Annotated in this window: 18 protein-coding genes; 11 read left to right on the top strand and 7 right to left on the bottom strand. The window is 60.3% G+C overall.

What is annotated here, in order from left to right; translation table 11 throughout:
* The first annotated feature begins 172 nt into the window (after nt 1-172).
* The 3 genes from fliI to VL130_RS01430 are packed head-to-tail and all read left to right on the top strand — an operon-like array spanning nt 173 to nt 3,043.
* Nucleotides 173-1,504: a flagellar protein export ATPase FliI gene (gene fliI / locus VL130_RS01420; RefSeq protein WP_325360343.1), complete on the top strand. Its 1,332-nt coding sequence runs from the start codon at nt 173-175 to the stop codon at nt 1,502-1,504.
* A gap of 60 nt (nt 1,505-1,564) precedes the next feature.
* Nucleotides 1,565-1,978: a flagellar FliJ family protein gene (locus VL130_RS01425; RefSeq protein ID WP_325360345.1), complete on the top strand. Its 414-nt coding sequence runs from the start codon at nt 1,565-1,567 to the stop codon at nt 1,976-1,978.
* Nucleotides 1,979-1,981: 3 nt separating this feature from the next.
* A complete protein-coding gene (locus tag VL130_RS01430; RefSeq protein ID WP_325360349.1) occupies nt 1,982-3,043 on the top strand; it encodes an endo-1,4-beta-xylanase in 1,062 nt (353 codons plus the stop codon).
* Nucleotides 3,044-3,080: 37 nt separating this feature from the next.
* Here the strand turns inward: VL130_RS01430 and VL130_RS01435 are convergent, their stop codons facing one another.
* From VL130_RS01435 to VL130_RS01445, 3 genes are all read right to left on the bottom strand, one after another.
* Nucleotides 3,081-3,614 (bottom strand): DUF4282 domain-containing protein, encoded by a 534-nt coding sequence (locus VL130_RS01435; protein WP_325360352.1) that lies wholly within the window; start codon nt 3,612-3,614, stop codon nt 3,081-3,083.
* Nucleotides 3,615-3,740: 126 nt separating this feature from the next.
* Entirely contained in the window at nt 3,741-5,756 is a 2,016-nt protein-coding gene (flhA, locus tag VL130_RS01440; protein ID WP_325360605.1) for a flagellar biosynthesis protein FlhA, read from the bottom strand.
* Between the two features lie 162 nt (nt 5,757-5,918).
* Nucleotides 5,919-6,425 carry a methylated-DNA--[protein]-cysteine S-methyltransferase gene (locus VL130_RS01445; RefSeq protein WP_325360354.1) on the bottom strand — a complete coding sequence of 169 codons (507 nt, stop codon included), beginning with the start codon at nt 6,423-6,425 and terminating at the stop codon, nt 5,919-5,921.
* Between the two features lie 92 nt (nt 6,426-6,517).
* Here VL130_RS01445 and VL130_RS01450 point away from each other — a divergent pair, with 92 nt between their 5' ends.
* Nucleotides 6,518-6,919, top strand: a complete 402-nt coding sequence (locus VL130_RS01450) for a DUF2809 domain-containing protein (RefSeq protein ID WP_325360356.1) — start codon at nt 6,518-6,520, stop codon at nt 6,917-6,919.
* Between the two features lie 65 nt (nt 6,920-6,984).
* Nucleotides 6,985-7,635 (top strand): YitT family protein, encoded by a 651-nt coding sequence (locus tag VL130_RS01455; protein WP_325360359.1) that lies wholly within the window; start codon nt 6,985-6,987, stop codon nt 7,633-7,635.
* 1 nt (nt 7,636) lies between these two features.
* On the opposite strand, the gene VL130_RS01460 is transcribed toward VL130_RS01455, so the two are convergent.
* Nucleotides 7,637-8,104 carry a hypothetical protein gene (locus tag VL130_RS01460; protein WP_325360362.1) on the bottom strand — a complete coding sequence of 156 codons (468 nt, stop codon included), beginning with the start codon at nt 8,102-8,104 and terminating at the stop codon, nt 7,637-7,639.
* A gap of 133 nt (nt 8,105-8,237) precedes the next feature.
* Between VL130_RS01460 and rlmN the strand changes: the two genes are divergently transcribed.
* The 5 genes from rlmN to VL130_RS01485 all read left to right on the top strand — a co-directional run bounded on the left by rlmN (nt 8,238) and on the right by VL130_RS01485 (nt 12,107).
* A complete protein-coding gene (gene rlmN / locus VL130_RS01465; protein ID WP_325360365.1) occupies nt 8,238-9,461 on the top strand; it encodes a 23S rRNA (adenine(2503)-C(2))-methyltransferase RlmN in 1,224 nt (407 codons plus the stop codon).
* A 165-nt stretch (nt 9,462-9,626) separates the two neighbouring features.
* On the top strand, nt 9,627-10,085 hold the full coding sequence (locus tag VL130_RS01470) for a DUF350 domain-containing protein (protein ID WP_325360367.1): 459 nt from the start codon (nt 9,627-9,629) through the stop codon (nt 10,083-10,085).
* 3 nt (nt 10,086-10,088) lie between these two features.
* A complete protein-coding gene (locus VL130_RS01475; protein WP_325360370.1) occupies nt 10,089-10,910 on the top strand; it encodes a peptidase in 822 nt (273 codons plus the stop codon).
* Nucleotides 10,911-10,983: 73 nt separating this feature from the next.
* The gene (locus tag VL130_RS01480; protein ID WP_325360372.1) at nt 10,984-11,619 is read left to right on the top strand and encodes a DNA-3-methyladenine glycosylase 2 family protein; all 636 of its coding nucleotides are present in this window, start codon (nt 10,984-10,986) and stop codon (nt 11,617-11,619) included.
* 89 nt (nt 11,620-11,708) lie between these two features.
* The gene (locus tag VL130_RS01485; protein ID WP_325360374.1) at nt 11,709-12,107 is read left to right on the top strand and encodes a YidB family protein; all 399 of its coding nucleotides are present in this window, start codon (nt 11,709-11,711) and stop codon (nt 12,105-12,107) included.
* 5 nt (nt 12,108-12,112) lie between these two features.
* Here VL130_RS01485 and VL130_RS01490 read toward each other — a convergent pair whose 3' ends face one another.
* The 3 genes from VL130_RS01490 to acs all read right to left on the bottom strand — a co-directional run bounded on the left by VL130_RS01490 (nt 12,113) and on the right by acs (nt 15,773).
* Nucleotides 12,113-12,340 carry a hypothetical protein gene (locus tag VL130_RS01490; RefSeq protein WP_325360376.1) on the bottom strand — a complete coding sequence of 76 codons (228 nt, stop codon included), beginning with the start codon at nt 12,338-12,340 and terminating at the stop codon, nt 12,113-12,115.
* Between the two features lie 128 nt (nt 12,341-12,468).
* Nucleotides 12,469-13,707 (bottom strand): hypothetical protein, encoded by a 1,239-nt coding sequence (locus VL130_RS01495; protein ID WP_325360378.1) that lies wholly within the window; start codon nt 13,705-13,707, stop codon nt 12,469-12,471.
* Between the two features lie 125 nt (nt 13,708-13,832).
* Nucleotides 13,833-15,773 carry an acetate--CoA ligase gene (acs, locus tag VL130_RS01500; protein ID WP_325360380.1) on the bottom strand — a complete coding sequence of 647 codons (1,941 nt, stop codon included), beginning with the start codon at nt 15,771-15,773 and terminating at the stop codon, nt 13,833-13,835.
* A gap of 204 nt (nt 15,774-15,977) precedes the next feature.
* Between acs and VL130_RS01505 the strand changes: the two genes are divergently transcribed.
* The gene (locus VL130_RS01505; protein ID WP_325360382.1) at nt 15,978-16,715 is read left to right on the top strand and encodes a creatininase family protein; all 738 of its coding nucleotides are present in this window, start codon (nt 15,978-15,980) and stop codon (nt 16,713-16,715) included.
* The last annotated feature ends 378 nt before the right edge of the window (nt 16,716-17,093 follow it).

Below are 17,093 nucleotides of genomic sequence, written 5' to 3' on the forward strand. Positions count from 1 at the left end.
GGCATAGCCGGGGAGGTATAAAGGAAAGAACCTGCGACTTATACCTCCCCACCTTTGGTGGGGAGGGGGACCGCACGAGACGCGAAGCGTTGAGATGTGGTGGTGGGGGTTTCTTGCTGCTTACTCCCGGCCGTTAACCTTTCTTAAGCTCTCATTTACCATAATCGCCGCCATGCAAGATCTCGTCGACATGGTGAAGACTATCGATCCCCTGCGCGTCTACGGACGCGTGGCGGTGGTCAACGGCCTGCTGATCGAGGCCAAGGGCGGCCTCTCCTACATGCAGGTCGGGGCGCGCTGCGAGATCATTCGGCGCCACGATACGCCCCTGCCAGTCGAGGTCGTCGGGTTTCGTGAAGATAGGGCTTTGATGATGCCGTTCGGTCCGGTCGAAGGCGTGACGCCCGGCGCGGAAATCCGCATTTCCAACGAAGGCGCCAAGGTCTACCCGACCACCGCCTGGCTCGGCCGCATCGTCGATTCATTCGGTCAGGCGATCGATGACCACGGCCCCCTACCGCAAGGCAAGGAAGGCTACCTGCTCAAGGCCGCGCCACCAGCGGCGCACAAGCGCGCCCGCGTCGGTGAGCGGCTCAATCTCGGTGTCCGGGCGATGGACGTCTTCACCACCTGCTGCCGCGGGCAACGCCTTGGAGTCTTCGCCGGCTCCGGCGTCGGCAAGTCGGTGCTCCTGTCGATGCTGGCGCGCGAGGCCACCTGCGATGTCGTTGTCGTCGGGCTGATCGGCGAACGCGGCCGCGAAGTGCGCGAATTTATCGAAGAAACGCTCGGCCCCGAGGGTCTGAAACGCGCCATTGTCGTGGTCGCCACCTCCGATGAGCCGGCGTTGAAACGCCGACAGGCCGCCTATATGACCATGGCGCTTTGTGAATTCCTGCGCGATCAGGGGCTGGAAGTCCTGTGCCTGATGGATTCGGTCACCCGCTTTGCTATGGCCCAGCGCGAAATCGGCCTGGCCACGGGCGAGCCGCCGACGACCAAGGGCTACACCCCCACCTGCTTCGCCGAACTGCCGAAACTGCTGGAACGCGCCGGCCCCGGCCCGATGCTGGAGGACGGCACCCAGACCGGGCCGATCACCGGGCTTTTCACCGTGCTGGTCGATGGCGATGACCACAATGAGCCGATCGCAGATGCTGTCAGGGGGATTCTCGACGGCCACATCGTCATGAGCCGGACCATCGCCGAGCGCGGCCGTTTCCCCGCCATCGACGTGCTGAAATCGATCAGCCGGACCATGCCGGAATGTCAGACCTTGCCCGAACGCGAGGTCGTCCGGCAGGCGCGCAAGGTGATGTCGGCCTATGCCAACATGGAAGAATTGATCCGCATCGGCGCCTATCGCTCCGGCGCCGATCCCGATGTCGACCGGGCCATCATTCTCAACCCGGATATCGAACAATTTCTGCGTCAGGATAAGGAAGATTACACCCCTCTTGACGAGTCGTTTACTCTTTTGGCCGACATTCTCAGCAAGGGTTAGTTTTGACCTGATTCCGCAGGCTCCGCCTTCGGAAAGTTCAGTCAGTACAAGGGGAATATCATGACCAAGTGGGCCAAATCGCTTATTCGACTGTCCACTTTTGAGGTCGAAACCCTGCAAAAACGACTGGCCGAGGTGGTCACCCGCCGCACCCACGCCGAAATGAAGATCGCCACCCTCGACGCCGAATACGAACTGGAATGTGTGCGCGCCTCGGAAGACCCGATGCTGTCGCACAGCCTGGCCGCCTACAAGCGCGGCTTCCAGCACCGCCGCGATACCGTTTCCAGCGATCTCGACCTGATCGTCAAGGAAGAAGAGGGCGTGCGCGATTCGCTCAGCATGGCTTTTGAAGACCTGAAGAAATTCGAGCACGTCGCCGAAATCACTCACCTCAAACAGGTCGCCAACGACAAGCGTATCGAAAACGCCATGCTCGACGAAGTATCGCTGCGCACAAAGCGGCCTGCTTAACCTATGAACCGGCGCGGCCTTCTGAGCGGACTTTCCGTCGGCGCGGCCGCGATGGCTTTGAGCCGTACCCTTCCGGCGGACGCGCAGACCTATGGCAATGTGCCGCCGCTGAAATCCGTCACGCCTTATCCCCTCGGCGTTTCCGCCACCTTCCGCAAGCTGTCCGATCCGGCCTGGTCAAAACTGGCCGCCACGCATTTCTCACGCCTGACGGCGGAATGGGAGATGAAGATGGAATATATGCTGCGGCCCGATGGCGGCCTGCAATTCGATCGCGCCGACGCCCTGATGCGCTTCGCCCGACTGAATGGCATGGGCATTCACGGCCACACCCTGATCTGGTACGCGCAGGATGGCGAATACTTCCAGAAACTGAAGACGAAACCCGACGCTTTTCTCAACGCCTATGTCGGCTATGTCAACGGTGTGATGGGCCGCTATAGGGGCTTCATCAAGGGCTGGGATGTCGTCAACGAACCGGTGTGGAATGACGGACGCGGCCTGCGCCCGTGTTTGTGGCGCGAGGTGCTGGGCGACGACTATATCGGCCTGGCGCTGGAGGCGGCGCACCGGGCCGATCCGTCGGCGGTGCTATTCCTCAATGATTACAATCTCGAACTGACGCCGAAGAAACGCACGACTTTCCTGAAATTGTGCGAAAAGCTGCTGAAAGAAGGCGCCCCGCTGTCTGGTATCGGCACGCAAACCCATATCGATTCCGGCATCGCCCCCGGCCTGATCAAGACGGCGATCCGTGACATCGCCTCGCTGGGACTGATGGTGCACGTGTCGGAGGTCGATATTTCCCTGCGCGAAGAGCATCCGGTCAATCTGGCAGAGCCGCGCATCCATCAGGTGCGGGTGTTGAACGAACTGCTGGATGCCTATCATGACGTGCCGGTACGCCAGCGCTATGGCCTGACCATTTGGGCGTTGCGCGATTCCGATTCCTGGCTGAACACCCCGCAGGGCGGTAAATCGCTTATGCCGGATGAGCCGGTGCTGTTCGATAGTCAGGGCCGGCCGAAGCCCCTGACCCAGGCCTTTGTCAGCGCGATGAAATAAACGAACTCCCCCTGATATCAGGGGGAGGTTCCGTTGCTTACAGATCCTTGCGTTCGAAGCGCGGACGGAAGAACGGGTCTTCGAGGATATTGTCCTTGGACTTGCCCTTGACGGTCGGTTCCGGCACCTCTTCGGCCGTGGCGGTTTCCGGCGCCGGCGTATCGATAGGCGCGGACGCACCTTGCGGCGCAACCGGCGCGCTGCCGAAAGCGCCCGGCTGGACCAGCTTTTCCTGATACTGGCGCAGGGTGCGCAGGTCATCGGCGATGCTCATCACCGCCAGATAGAATTCGCAGAAACCGCGCCACAACAGGATACCGACCATAATCGACAACAGACCGACGATAAAGAACGGCAGGGCGAGCAGAACGCCCCACGGCATACCTTCCTTGATGGCGGTGCCAATGGAAATCCCCAGCACGCCGAAGGCGGCGATGGTGAACAGTCCCAACCCGACCCAATAAATGATATGGACGATGGGTTTGGTGACCAGGCGCTCAAACGTCAGCAGATCGCCCCAGATTTCCTTGGGACGCGTCGTACCGAACACCTGTCTGATGATGCGCTTCATTGGCACACTATTCCCCAAAAGAGACTCGCCTGCGAGACGAATTTGTCTTCCGCTGTTTTGTTAAAAGGCGTTTAGGCCTGTATTGTCAAGTTCTTCTGTCAGGACAGATGGTTAACGCGCCCCCAGCTAAACCTGCCCGACGGTCTTGAGCTTTACCTTGGGATGGATTTCATTCTGGCTCATCACCACCGTATTGGCCCTGAATCTTTCGATGATCGAGCGCACGAACGGCCGGATATTGGGCGAGGTCAGCAGCACCGCCACCTCACCATTCATCGACACGCGCTCAAAGGTATCGCGCACGCCGCGGATGAAGTCCTGCAAATGCGACGGCGCCATTGTCAATTGACGATCTTCGCCCTGCCCCACCAGCGACGAGGCGAAGGCGTTTTCCCAATCGGGCGACAGGGTGACGATCGGCAGGGAACCATCGTCCGAACGATTCTGCCAGCACAGTTGCCGCGCCAGGCGAGACCGGACATGCTCGACCATCTGGGTAATCGACTTGGTGTGCGTCGCCGCTTCGCCGAGCGCTTCAAGGATCGCCGGCAGGTCGCGGATCGACACGCGTTCTTTCAGCAGGGCTTGCAGCACGCGTTGCAGGGTGGCGGTCGAAACCACCTGCGGGATCAGGTCTTCCACCAGCTTCTTCTCGTCGCTCGGTAAGTCGCGCAGCAGCTTGGACAATTCCGAATAGCTGAGCAGGTCAGCCATATTGTCCTTGAGGATTTCCGTCAGGTGCGTGGTGATGACCGTCGCCGGATCGACGATGGTATAGCCCAGAAAGGTCGCTTCCTCACGCAGGGCGTTGTCGATCCACGTCGCTGGCAGACCAAAGGCCGGCTCTTTCATATGCTCGCCGGGCAGCTCAACCTGGCGGCCGGTCGGGTCCATCGCCATCAGCGAACCGATACGCACCTCGCCGGTGCCGGCCTCCATTTCCTTGATGCGGACGGCATAGCCCTGGGACGGCAGGCGCATATTATCGAGGATGCGCACCGACGGCATGATGAAGCCGTATTCCTGCGCCAGCGTCCGGCGCAGGGCCTTGATCTGGTCGGTCAGCTTGCGGCCGTCGAGGTCGTTGATCAGGCCGAGCAGGCCGAGGCCCAGCTCGATCTTGACGTCATCGATGGCCAGGGCCGCCGAGATCGGCTCTTCTTCCGCCGGCAGGTTGGCGGCGTTGATGGCGTCAATTTCCGCCTTGGTCGGTGGCGCCGGGGCGCGGCCAAGCTTCCATGCCAGGGCGCCGGTTGCCAGCGAAATGGCGCCGAAGAAAATGATCGGCATGCCGGGAATAAGCCCCATGACGCCGGAGGCCGCCGAAACGACGCCCAGCGCTACCGGATTGCGCGCCAGTTGCAGCACGATGGCCTTGTCGGCCGACCCATCGACACCGGCTTTCGACACCAGGAAACCGGCGGCGATCGAGATGATCAGGGCCGGGATCTGGGTGACGAGACCGTCGCCGATGGTCAGCAGCATGTAGGTCTTGGCGGCCTCGCCGGCGTCCATCTGGTGCGAGAAGATGCCGATCAGAATGCCGCCGACAATATTGACCAGTGTGATGACGATACCGGCCACGGCGTCGCCGCGCACGAACTTCGAGGCGCCGTCCATGGCGCCGAAAAAGCCCGATTCCTGCTCCACTTCCTTGCGGCGGATCTTGGCCTCTTCCTGATCGATCAGGCCGGAGGAGAGATCGGCGTCGATGGCCATCTGCTTGCCGGGCATCGAATCGAGGGTGAAGCGCGCCGCCACTTCAGCGATACGGCCGGAACCCTTGGTGATGACGACGAAATTGACCAGCACCAGGATGGCGAACAGGATCGCCCCGATGATGAAATTGCCCTGGGTCATCAGCATACCGAAGGCGTGGATGACCGCTCCGGCCGATTCGGCACCGTCCTGGCCGTGGGTCAGGATGATGCGCATCGAGGTGATATTGAGCGCCAGCCGGAACAGCGTCGTCACCAGCAACACGGTCGGGAAGGACGAGAATTCCAGCGGCTTCTTGATGAAGAGGCCGGTCATCAGGATCAGGATGGCCGAGGTGATGGAGAGCGACAGCAGGATGTCGAGCACCCAGCTTGGCATCGGCACGATCAGGATCACGATGATCGAGATCACGCCGACGGCCATGATGACCTCGCCGCGCTTCAGCCAGCCGCCGATTTCACCGAACTTGAAGGGAATGGGGACAGCAGACGCGACAGCCAAAGGGAGTCTCCGGATACAAAACAATCCGGCAGCCGGACTAGGCAAAAATTACCCGATCCGTGGTGAACAAGTGGTTAATTAGTCTTAAAAGAGTTCGCTTTGACGGCTGTCTTCGTGGCCTTCCAGCGCCAGCAGATGCGCCTTGGTTTCCAGTCCGCCGGCGAAACCGGTCAGCTTACCGTTAGTGCCGATGACGCGATGGCAGGGCGCGATGATCGAGATCGGATTTTTGCCATTGGCCGCCCCGACCGCGCGGCTGGCGGAAGGCTTGCCAAGCTGAACAGCGATCTGGCCGTAGCTGCGGGTTTCGCCAAATGGAATAGTCAGCAAGGCTTGCCAGACGGACTTCTGGAATCCCGTGCCATTGAAATCGAGCGGTACGGTAAAGACGCTGCGTTTACCGGCGAAATATTCCGCCAGTTCCTGTTCGGTTTGCCACAGGAACGGATTGTCGGCAGCCTCGGTCAGAACACCAAGCGGCACACGCTTCGGATTGTCATCCGGCCACAGGATCGCCGCCAGCCCCTTGTCGCCGGCCACCAGTTTGAGGCGGCCGACGGGCGAGTCCATCCATTTGAAAACATAAGACACAGCGTCATCCTTGTTCGACCTTGCTACAGAAGCGGCAGCGCTTTATCCCATCTGTCAGGGCGCGTTTACGTCAGCATGAGGGGGCGGTCATAGTGAAATTGCGGATATCTTACGCGCTGGCGGCTATGGCGGTCTTCGTTATCGAAATCCTGATCGCGCTCCATGTCCACGATCGGTTGATCCGGCCATATATTGGCGACAGCCTGGCGGTCATCCTGCTCTATTTCGGATTGCGCGCCGTAACGCCTCTGCGGGTCGTTCCGGCAGTGTTGACGGCGCTCGTCATCGCCTTCGCCATTGAGTTCGGCCAGATGTTCCATCTGATCGATGCGCTTGGCCTGCGCGGCAACCGCATCGCCGGATTTATCCTGGGCGGTTCTTTCGATGTGAGAGACCTGGCCTGTTATGTGGCCGGGGCGATGGTGGCGCTAATCGTCGAAGGCTTCCTTACTTCCCGCAGCAGAAAAATTGTGTCATACGAAACCAAATTATAACAAAAGACCAAATTATAACCAACGGGATGAAACGCACAGGCCAACCGCTTTATGGATGCCGCCTGATGACGACAATGACCAGCCAACGGATCGACAAGGACGGCAAGGACGCCCTCTACCCCACCGTCAAACACACGGTGCTGGAGGATGCCTATGCCTTCGCCATCGGCTGTTCGTTCATTGCGCTGGGTATCGTCATGCTCAAGACGGCCGGTCTGACCACCGGCGGCGTGGCCGGTATCGCCCTGCTGGCTTCCTATGTGGCGCCCCTGCCGGTCGGCCTGCTGTTTATCCTGATTAATATCCCGTTTTTTCTGTTCGCCTGGCCGGCTATGGGCAAGCGTTTCATGATCAAGACGGTGATCGTCAATCTCGCCATCATGGGCATGGCCACCTACGCGCCCTATGCCTTCAAGCTGGAAAGCCTGAACCCGCTGTTCGCGGCACTTTTCGGCGGCACCATCATCGGCATGGGCATCCTGGCGCTGGCCCGTCATGGCGCTGGCGCCGGCGGCACCGGGGTACTGGCGCTCTATCTGCAAAAGACGAAGAATATCAATGCCGGCAAGACGCAACTGGCCTGCGACGCCCTGATCATGGCGGCGTCGATCCTGATCCTCAATCCGCATCAGTTGATGTTTTCGGTGATTTCCGCCGCCGCCATGAGCGGGGTCATGGTCGGTTTCCACAAGCCGGAACGCTATCTGGGGCGGTAAGCTATTTCGCGGCCTGGCTTAGCATACCGAACAAGCGTGCCTGATCCATATAACCGACCATGCCGGTCAGGGCGCTCTGCACCCCCGGATCGCCGGCCAGATCCTGCATCGCCGTCTGGCCGAGGGCGGTAAAGGCAATTTCAATGGCCTTGGCGCCATCAACGCGGATAGCGGCGGTCGTCTCCGTCGGGCAGTTTTCGGTCAGCAGCCGCGAGAACAGCGCGCCGCCGGCCTGATTGACCGATTTCAGTTGCACATCCGACAGCAAGGCCAGATCCGACACGCCCTGATGCTTCGATATGGCGGCGAATACCCAGCGCGTCAGGACCAGTTGATCCGCCGGACTGGCGGATTTGACCAGGCAGGCCGACAGCGCGTCGGTTTCCGGGCTGGCCAGCGCCTGAGACGCCGCGGGCAGGCTCAGGGCCACGGCGAATGCGAAACCAAGCGTTTTAAAGGAAAGGGTCATGCGGTCCTCAAGAATCCGTAGGGTGAGCGGGCAGGTTACGACAGGCACGATAGCGGCGCAATTAGACATTTCTCAGGCTTTCCTGTATAGGGTCCGCCAATCCCCGTAATTCGTCTTTTGAAAGCCGCATATCTTGGCCCATACGCTCGACCTGTCCGTCAAATCCGCCGCTCCGGCGCTGGTGAATCTCACCGGCCTGACCCGCGATGGCCTGATGCAGGCGCTGGTCGAGTCCGGCGTGGTTGAGCCGCGCAAGGCGAAGATGCGCGCCACGCAGATCTGGCGCTGGATGCATCACTACGGCTTCACCGATTTCGACCTGATGACCGATATCGGCAAGGAACAGCGCGCGCTTTTCAAGGAAAAGTTCACCCTGGCCCGCCCGGAAATCATCGAGCGCCAGGTCAGCAATGACGGCACGCGCAAATACCTGATCCGCATGGCCCCCGGCATAGAGGTCGAGAGCGTCTATATCCCTTCGGTCGGCCGCGCCGGCGCCTTGTGTGTTTCGTCGCAAGTCGGCTGCACGCTTAACTGCACCTTCTGCCATACCGGCACGCAAAAGCTGGTGCGCAACCTGACGGCGGCAGAAATCATCGCCCAGGTGCAGATAGCGCGTGACGACCTTGGCGAATGGCCGTCGCCCAGCGAAGACCGCCAGCTTTCCAACATCGTCTTCATGGGCATGGGCGAGCCGCTGTATAATCTCGATAATGTCTCCGACGCCATCGACATCATTTCCGACAACGAAGGCATCGCCATTTCGCGCCGCCGCATCACGGTCTCGACCTCCGGCGTGGCGCCCGAACTCCAAGCGCTCGGCAACCGCACCCAGGCCATGCTGGCCATTTCGCTGCACGCCACCAATGACGACCTGCGCGACGAGATCGTGCCGCTCAACAAGAAGTACAATATCGAACAACTGATGGACGCCATCCGCAACTACCCCGGCATTTCCAACGCCCGCCGCGTGACGTTTGAATATGTCATGCTGAAAGGCGTCAACGATACCCCGGCCGAGGCGCGCGCGCTTATCCGCCTGCTGAAGGGCATCCCCGCCAAAATCAATCTGATCCCGTTCAATCCGTGGCCCGGCACCGATTACCAGTGCTCAAGCTGGAGCGCGATCGAGACCTTCGCCGCCATCCTCAACAAGGCCGGCTATGCCTCGCCGATCCGCACGCCGCGCGGCCGCGATATTCTGGCGGCCTGCGGTCAGTTAAAATCCGAGAGCGAGAAGAAGCGCGCCTCGGTGGTCCGTCGCGAACAGCGTGAAGAGGCTGCCTCAATTCAGGACAACCTGCCCGCCGGCGAAAGCCTGCCCTTCGCTCACCTGGCTGGCGGCATGATCGACTAAGGCCTTGCGCAAACTGGATATTTCCGCCGTCATATAAAATTTATCCACAGCCCTCCAGAGCAGGCCTTGATCTTGCAGGGAACTTACCCCTAAAGTGCGATGGGCCGTTACGCGCGTAACTTCATGCGTAACGGACGCGCACAAGACCGCGTGTAGGGGACCAGAATGACACCTGACAGTTTTAACCTTAACTTCCTGTCGCCGGAGGTCTTGCGGCCGGAAATTCAGGCCTTCGCTTCCGGCTTTCCGATCACCCTGCTCCATGCCGGCGTCACGCTGCTGCTGCTGCTGATCGGCGCCACGGTCTATTCGCTGCTGACCCCCTACAAGGAAATCCACCAGATCCGCGAAGGCAATTCGGCCGCCGCCGTGGCCTTCGGCGGCGTCATCATCGGCCTGGCCATTCCGCTGGCGGCCTCGATGGCGGCCTCTACCTCCCTGCGCGATATCGTGCTGTGGGGCGGCGCCACCATCGTGCTGCAACTGTTCGTCTTCCGCCTCGTCGATTTCCTGCTGGCCGGCCTGCCCAACCGTATCAATGAAGGCGAGGTCTCCGCTGCCGTGCTGCTGGTTTCCGCCAAGCTGGCCGCCGCCCTCGTTCTCGCCGCTGCCGTCGCGGCCTAGATCATGAAACTGGACTGGCTCCTTTACGCCGCCGCCCTCACCGCCCTCGTGGTGGTGACCGGAAGCTGGCATGAGGTTTCCGACTCGCCCCCCGCGCCGCCGCCACCGGGTATCGGCGAGATGTCGCTGTTCGCCACCTACACGCCCTTCACCGCCACCTCGATCATCAACCTGCCGGTGGATGACCGCAAGATCATGACCGGCACGGCCTTCTCGATCTCCAAGACCGGCGAATGGATCGTGGCCGAACAGAGCGTCGGCAAGTGCACACATCCTTTCCTCAACATCGGCGGCAACCTGGCCGTTCCTTTCAAGACGCGGCCTATTCCCGGCCATGAAGGCTACCTGATCGCCATGACCGATGGCGGCGGGCGCCCGCTTTCCATGGCGGACCCGGCCAATGTCAAGCCGGGGGTACGCGCCTTCATGCCGGGCTATCCCGGCGGCACGGTCGGCGAGGCGACCGCGCGCCTGATCGGGCGGACCATGATGAAGCATTCCAAGCGCTTTGAAGGCAGCGAGCCGGTTCTGGCCTGGGCCAAGGCGGGTCAAACGTTTGAGCTGAAAAGCGACCTCAACCAGTTGATCGGCGGTCCGGCGCTCAATGACAATTCGCATGTCATAGGCATTACGCTGAAGGAAAACCCGCGCCGCGGCCGCATCTATACCTCCGTGCCGGAAACGGTGGCCGCCATCGCCAATACGGCGGACCGCAAGCCGGATTACGACTCCGAGGCCATCATCACCAAGCGCAATTATGGCATTGTCTCGGATACCCTGCGCCGCGAATACCGCGTGGCGCAGGTGGGCTGCATTATCGCCTGACCGCCCACAGGCTGGACGGATGTTTTTTTCTCCCCGCTGACAGATTTGCGTATCAAATCTGCTAAGATGGGCCATGACCGACACCGCCAATCCCCTCGCCCCTGAACATCTTGCGCATCTGGCCGAACGCGATCCGCGCCTGAAACCCCTGACCAAGCATTTCGCGCATATCCAGCACCGCAAGCGCCCCGGCGGTTTCCCCGCCCTGCTCGGCCTGATCGTCGAGCAGCAATTGTCGGTCAAGGCGGCGGACACCATCTTCGGCCGCGTGCGCGATGGCCTCGGCGAGGTCACCCCGCAAAGCCTGCTGGCGCATGATGAAGACCTCCTGCGCGGCTATGGCCTGTCACGACCCAAGATTGCCTATGCCCGCGCCCTGGCCGACGCCTTCCATACCGGCGGCTTCGATACGGCAACGCTCGAAACCCTCCCCATCGAAGACGCGGCGGCTCGCCTGATCGCGCTGAAAGGCATCGGCCGCTGGACGGCGGAGGTCTATCTGATGTTTTCCGAAGGCCGGCTTGATCTGTTCCCCGTCGGCGATGTCGCCCTGCGCGAGGCCGTCAGCTGGCTGGATAACCTGCCGGAGCGCCCAAATGAGGCCTATTGCGCCGAACGGGCGCTCGACTGGTCGCCTTATCGCACCATTGCCGCGCACCTGCTCTGGGCCTGGTATGGCGCGGTCAAACGCGGGGAAATGGCCCAATGATATGACACAGTAAAAACGTCGTGAATTGACGCTATAAAAAATCAGGCGCGTAGTCTGCCTTATCCGAAACCCGCAAAGGAAAAATTCCCATGAGCCTGCTGAACGATATGCTGGGCGCCGCCTCCGGTCCCGGCGGTTTTGATATCGAAAAACTGGCCGGCCAGCTCGGTAATGGCGGGCTGAATGGTCTGGTCGCCAAATTCGAAAAGGGCGGCATGGGCGAAATCGTGCAGTCATGGGTCGGCACCGGCGGCAACCTGCCGATCTCCGCCGACCAGATTCAGTCCGTTCTCGGCTCGGAGCAGGTGGCGAGCCTGACAAAGGCGATGGGTATCGACAGCTCGCAACTCGCCAGCGCCCTGCCCGGCCTGATCGACCACCTGACTCCCGGCGGCCAACTACCGCAGGGCAACATCACCGATGTCGTGCTTCAGGCGGCAAAGCGTGGCGGTTTTGGCGATGCCCTGGGCGGCCTCTTTAAGGCCTGACGCGTCTAATCTTTATGAATTTGCTTGACCTTGTTCCCCGGCGTCACCTCGACGTCGGGCGTCAGGGCATGTGCGTTCGCATCCTTCGGCGCATTGAACTTATGATGCCCGTCTGGATGAAAATACTCCTTGTCTTCACCGGCCTGATTCAACTCGTTAGGCGAAAAAACCTTTTTTCCGACATGGGTTTCATCGACGGCGGGGGTCTTGTCCTTCTCTGTCATCGTGGTCATGAGGCTTCCTCCTGTGACATTAAGACGCACAGTATAGGCCCCTAACCGTAAGAACCACGTCGGCATGGCAGGCGTGAGTTATAAAAGGCCTATAAGAGTACGATGCTCATGAACGTGAAACGACAGAGCTATTTTGGTGTGTAAATACGCAACCCCAGATTACGATACTGTTGCCCCGAAAAGCCGGGCGTCCAGCTTACAGCGAAACTGCCGCCGGAAGCGCTGCCGAGCGCCAGCGCTTCCGGCATGGCCCCGCCGGTCATCGCGTCAAAACGCGTGTTGAAGACGCTGCCATCAGCCTTGAACACCTGTCCGCTGACGTTACTATAACCGTGCCAGGCCACGACATAACCGCCACTCGTAAGGACGGCAATACGCGCGCGCGCGATGGCTTCGCCATCCACGGCAAAGGCATTTTCAGCCCCTGTAAAGGCGTTAGAGGCATCAACACGCCGCGTGCGGATGTCCCCGCCATAAGAAGTCCTGAGCCACATGGCCATATACCCGCCATCGGCCATTGGCGCAGCATAGCCGCCGCCACCACCATTACTGGCATCGTTGACATAATAGGCCGCCCCCTGGGCTGTGCCGGAGGCTGAATATACCTGTGCAGTCAGGTTCGGCACGATGGCGCTGCCCTGTCGGGGGGCGTTGGTTACCAGCAGGAAAACAAAATTACCGTTCGTAAGCGGCGCAAGCTGATCATTATGTATGGCCCCGCCCTCATTACTGATATCCGCCAACTGGAATTCCGCACCAGAGGCCACGCCGCCTGAGGTGAAAATACGGGATCTGATGGTCGTGCGCGCCGGTCCCACACCGCCACTGGGATGGAACTCCGTCCACGAAATAACGTACCCGCCGTTGGCGAGGCCGATCACACGGGCGCCACCTGGGTCATCGGTAGTGGTGGTGCTGACTTGAGTCTGCCCGCCCTGTTTGCCACCGTTATTGTCAAAGCGCTGCATATTGATCTTGCCGTTATCGCTCCATGCGATCACGAAGCCGCCGTCTTTCAGCGCGCTTGCCGCAGGCTCGCGTTGATCATTGGCGCGTGTTGTGTTCGCTACGCGCACCGCCCCCGCTGCCTTACCGGAAGGCGCATAAATCCTGTAATAGACACCACTGCCTTCTGTGTCCTTTTCATCCGACGTGGCGCCGGATGCCCCCCACGTCACAAGGTAATTGCCGTTGGAAAGGCCTGTGACCACCACCCCTTCCAAAATGTCAGCACTTGCGACTGTAATCTCGGCCCCGGCTGAATAAGAAGCCACGGATGAGGCAGAAGAGGATGAGGATGAGGAAGATGATCCTCCGCCCGAACCACTACTGCTTCCACCACCACCGCAGGCGGCAACCGCGATCATAAGGCTGCCCAGACAAACCGCCGTCACAATTTTTCGAGATACAGACACAAGGACTCCTGAACTTGGTAATTTGCGGCTTCTATTCCACCATAAGTGGTCATATGCAATAAATTACCGTATAAAAATCAGTTCAGCCCTTTGGCGCCTTCGATCAGATCGGCCACCACTGACGGATCGGCCAGGGTCGAGATATCGCCCAACTGGTCTGGCTGCCCCTCGGCGATCTTGCGCAGGATACGGCGCATGATCTTGCCCGAACGCGTCTTCGGCAGGCCGGGCGCCCACTGGATGACGTCCGGCGACGCCAGCGGCCCGATATCCCCACGCACATGGTCGCGCAAGGCTTTTTTCAGCGCTTCGCTCGGCTCAGTCCCCGCCGTCAAGGTCACAAAGCACCAGATGCCCTGGCCCTTGATATCGTGCGGAAAACCAACCACGGCGGCCTCGGCCACGGCGCTGTGCGCCACCAGGGCGCTTTCGATTTCGGCCGTGCCCAGGCGATGGCCGGAGACATTCAGCACGTCATCGACGCGGCCGGTGATCCAGTAATAGCCGTCTTCATCGCGCCGGCAGCCGTCACCGGTGAAATACTTGCCGGGATAGGTCGAGAAATAGGTGTCGAGGAAGCGCTGGTGATCGCCATAGACGCTGCGCATCTGGCCGGGCCAGCTATCGGCGATGCACAGATTGCCTTCGACCGCGCCTTCCAGAACCTGGCCTTCCGCGTCGACCAGAACCGGCACGACACCCGGCAGCGGCCTGGTGGCCGAACCGGGCTTGAGCGGCGTGGCGCCCGGCACCGGCGTGATCATCAGGCCACCGGTCTCTGTCTGCCACCAGGTATCGACGATCGGGCAGCGGCTGTCGCCGACCACGCGATGATACCACAGCCAGGCTTCCGGATTGATCGGCTCACCCACCGTGCCGAGCAGGCGCAGGGACGTGCGCAAGGTGGCCTTCACCGGCGCTTCGCCATGACGCATCAGGGCGCGAATGGCGGTGGGCGCAGTGTAGAAGATATTGACCTTGTGTTTGTCGACCACCTGCCAGAAGCGGCTGTTATCGGGATAATTCGGCACGCCCTCGAACATCAGCGAGGTGGCGCCATTGGCCAGCGGGCCATAGACGACATAGGAGTGGCCCGTCACCCAGCCGATATCGGCGGTGCACCAGTAGATGTCGCCATCCTGATAATCGAAGGCGGTCTTGTGGGTATAGGCCGCCCAGGCGAGATAGCCGCCGGTGGTATGCAGCACGCCCTTGGGCTTGCCGGTCGAGCCGGAGGTATAGAGGATGAACAGCGGATCTTCGGCGTTCATCGGCTCCGGCGCGCAGTCATCAGACATGCCTTCCAGCGCTTCCGGCACGCTGACATCGCGCCCGCCATGCGTCAGGTAATGCGCCTTGGTGTGCTCGACCACCAGCACGGTCTGCACATTGGGGCATTGCAGCAAGGCGAGATCGACATTGGCCTTGAGCGGAATGATCTTGCCGCCGCGCAGACCCTCATTGGCGGTGATGACTACATCGGACTGGCAGTCCTGAATCCGGCTGGCGATGCTGTCCGGCGAAAAGCCGCCAAAGACGATATTATGCACGGCGCCGATGCGCGAACAGGCCAGCATGAAATAGGCCGCTTCCGGCACCATCGGCAGGTAGAGCGTGACGCGATCGCCCTTTTTCACACCGTACTTTTTCAGCAGGTTGGCACGTTTGTTGACCTCTTTCGAGAGCTGATTATAGGTGACCGAATATGACACCGACGGATCATCGCCTTCGAAAATCAGCGCCACTTGATCGCCGCGCGTCGCCAGATGACGGTCGATACAGTTCACCGAGACATTGAGCACGCCATCATAAAACCAGCGGATACGGAAGTCCTCGCGGTTGAACGACACGTCCTTGACCTGGCTGTAGGGCTGCATCCAGTGGAGCGCGTCACCGAGCGTACGCCAGTGCGCGTCCGGGTCGGTGTCGAACAGTTTGTGCTGCGCCGCCAGGCCATCGGCGGTCAGGGTCTTCGGGCGGATGAAATCAGCGGGCACGCGGAAAAAGGTATCGGACATCTGGGTATTTCCTGGGTCGTCTGCAAGGCATTTTTTGGTTGGCCCGACCTTACGGCGCACGGATTCGAGAGTCTATATGACCAATGCGAAAAAACCATCGCGCGCCGCTCATTGGCCCGATAGCGATGCAGATTGCGACAGCATGGTTGCCCTGAAGCGCTCCCAACGCGTATGGTCATTACAAATGAGACGACGGAGTTTCCCATGCTGCTGCATATGTCCACCTGGAAAGAGATCGACGAACGCCTGAAATCCTCGCGCACGGTCATCATTCCCATCGGCTCGAATGAGCAGCATGGCCCAATGGGCCTGCTCGGCACCGACTGGCTGTGCCCGGAAATCATCACCCATGCCGCCGAAAAGGCCGGCGACCTGCTGATCGCCCCCACCTTCAATATCGGCATGGCGCAGCATCACCTCGGTTTTTCCGGCACCATTTCCCTGCGCCCCACCACCTTCATGTCGGCCATCGAGGACTGGGTGGATTCGCTGGCGCGGCATGGCTTTGACCGCATCTATTTTCTCAATGGCCACGGCGGCAATGTCGCCACTATCGAGGCCACCTTCTCGCAGATCTATGCGTCCTATTCCTATTCCGGCAATCCGTGTCCGTTCATCCTGAAACTACGCAACTGGTGGGACCTGCCGGGCATTTCACGCCTGTGCGCCCGGCTGTACCCGACCGGCCACGGCAGCCACGCCACCCCGTCGGAAATCGCCGTCACCTTCGCCGCCTATCCGGACTTTGTGAAATCGGCGGCGATGGAACCACAGATCGCGCCCAGCGGCCCAATACGTGACGCGCTCGACTACCGCGCCCGCTTCCCCGATGGCCGCATCGGTTCGGATTCGTCACTGGCGACGATCGAACAGGGCCAGCAGATCATCGACGCGGCGGTGAAGGGCTTGTTCGATGATGTGGCGAAATTTGAGGAGGAGTAGCTTCTAAGAAAATGGTGCGCTTAGGTGACTCGAATTCGAGAAATAACCTATTGAATTCAATTCCGTTTGCAAAGTTTGGATTTTTCGGAGCCCCCAATTTGGCCCCCAAGACTCGTGTGGTGTCCCGGTTACAGTCCTGAGAAATCGCGGGATTACTGTAGCAGGCCGCAAATTACCCTTAGAGCAGATCTCGCACCTGAGAAATGCCTGTGAGCGGTTATCAGCGCAAATTACACCGTTTTTCGGAAAGTTTGTCAATGGAAGCGCCAGTGACCAACTGAGGTCATGATCTTCTGGATGATCAATAGAGGTTGTACGGCCAACTACCGCAGTTGGCCCGAAGCGGTCAAAGTGGTGGGTTCAGCCGAGGCGAAAAGC

It is taken from the genome of Asticcacaulis sp., from assembly GCF_035497195.1.
Lineage (GTDB): Bacteria > Pseudomonadota > Alphaproteobacteria > Caulobacterales > Caulobacteraceae > Asticcacaulis.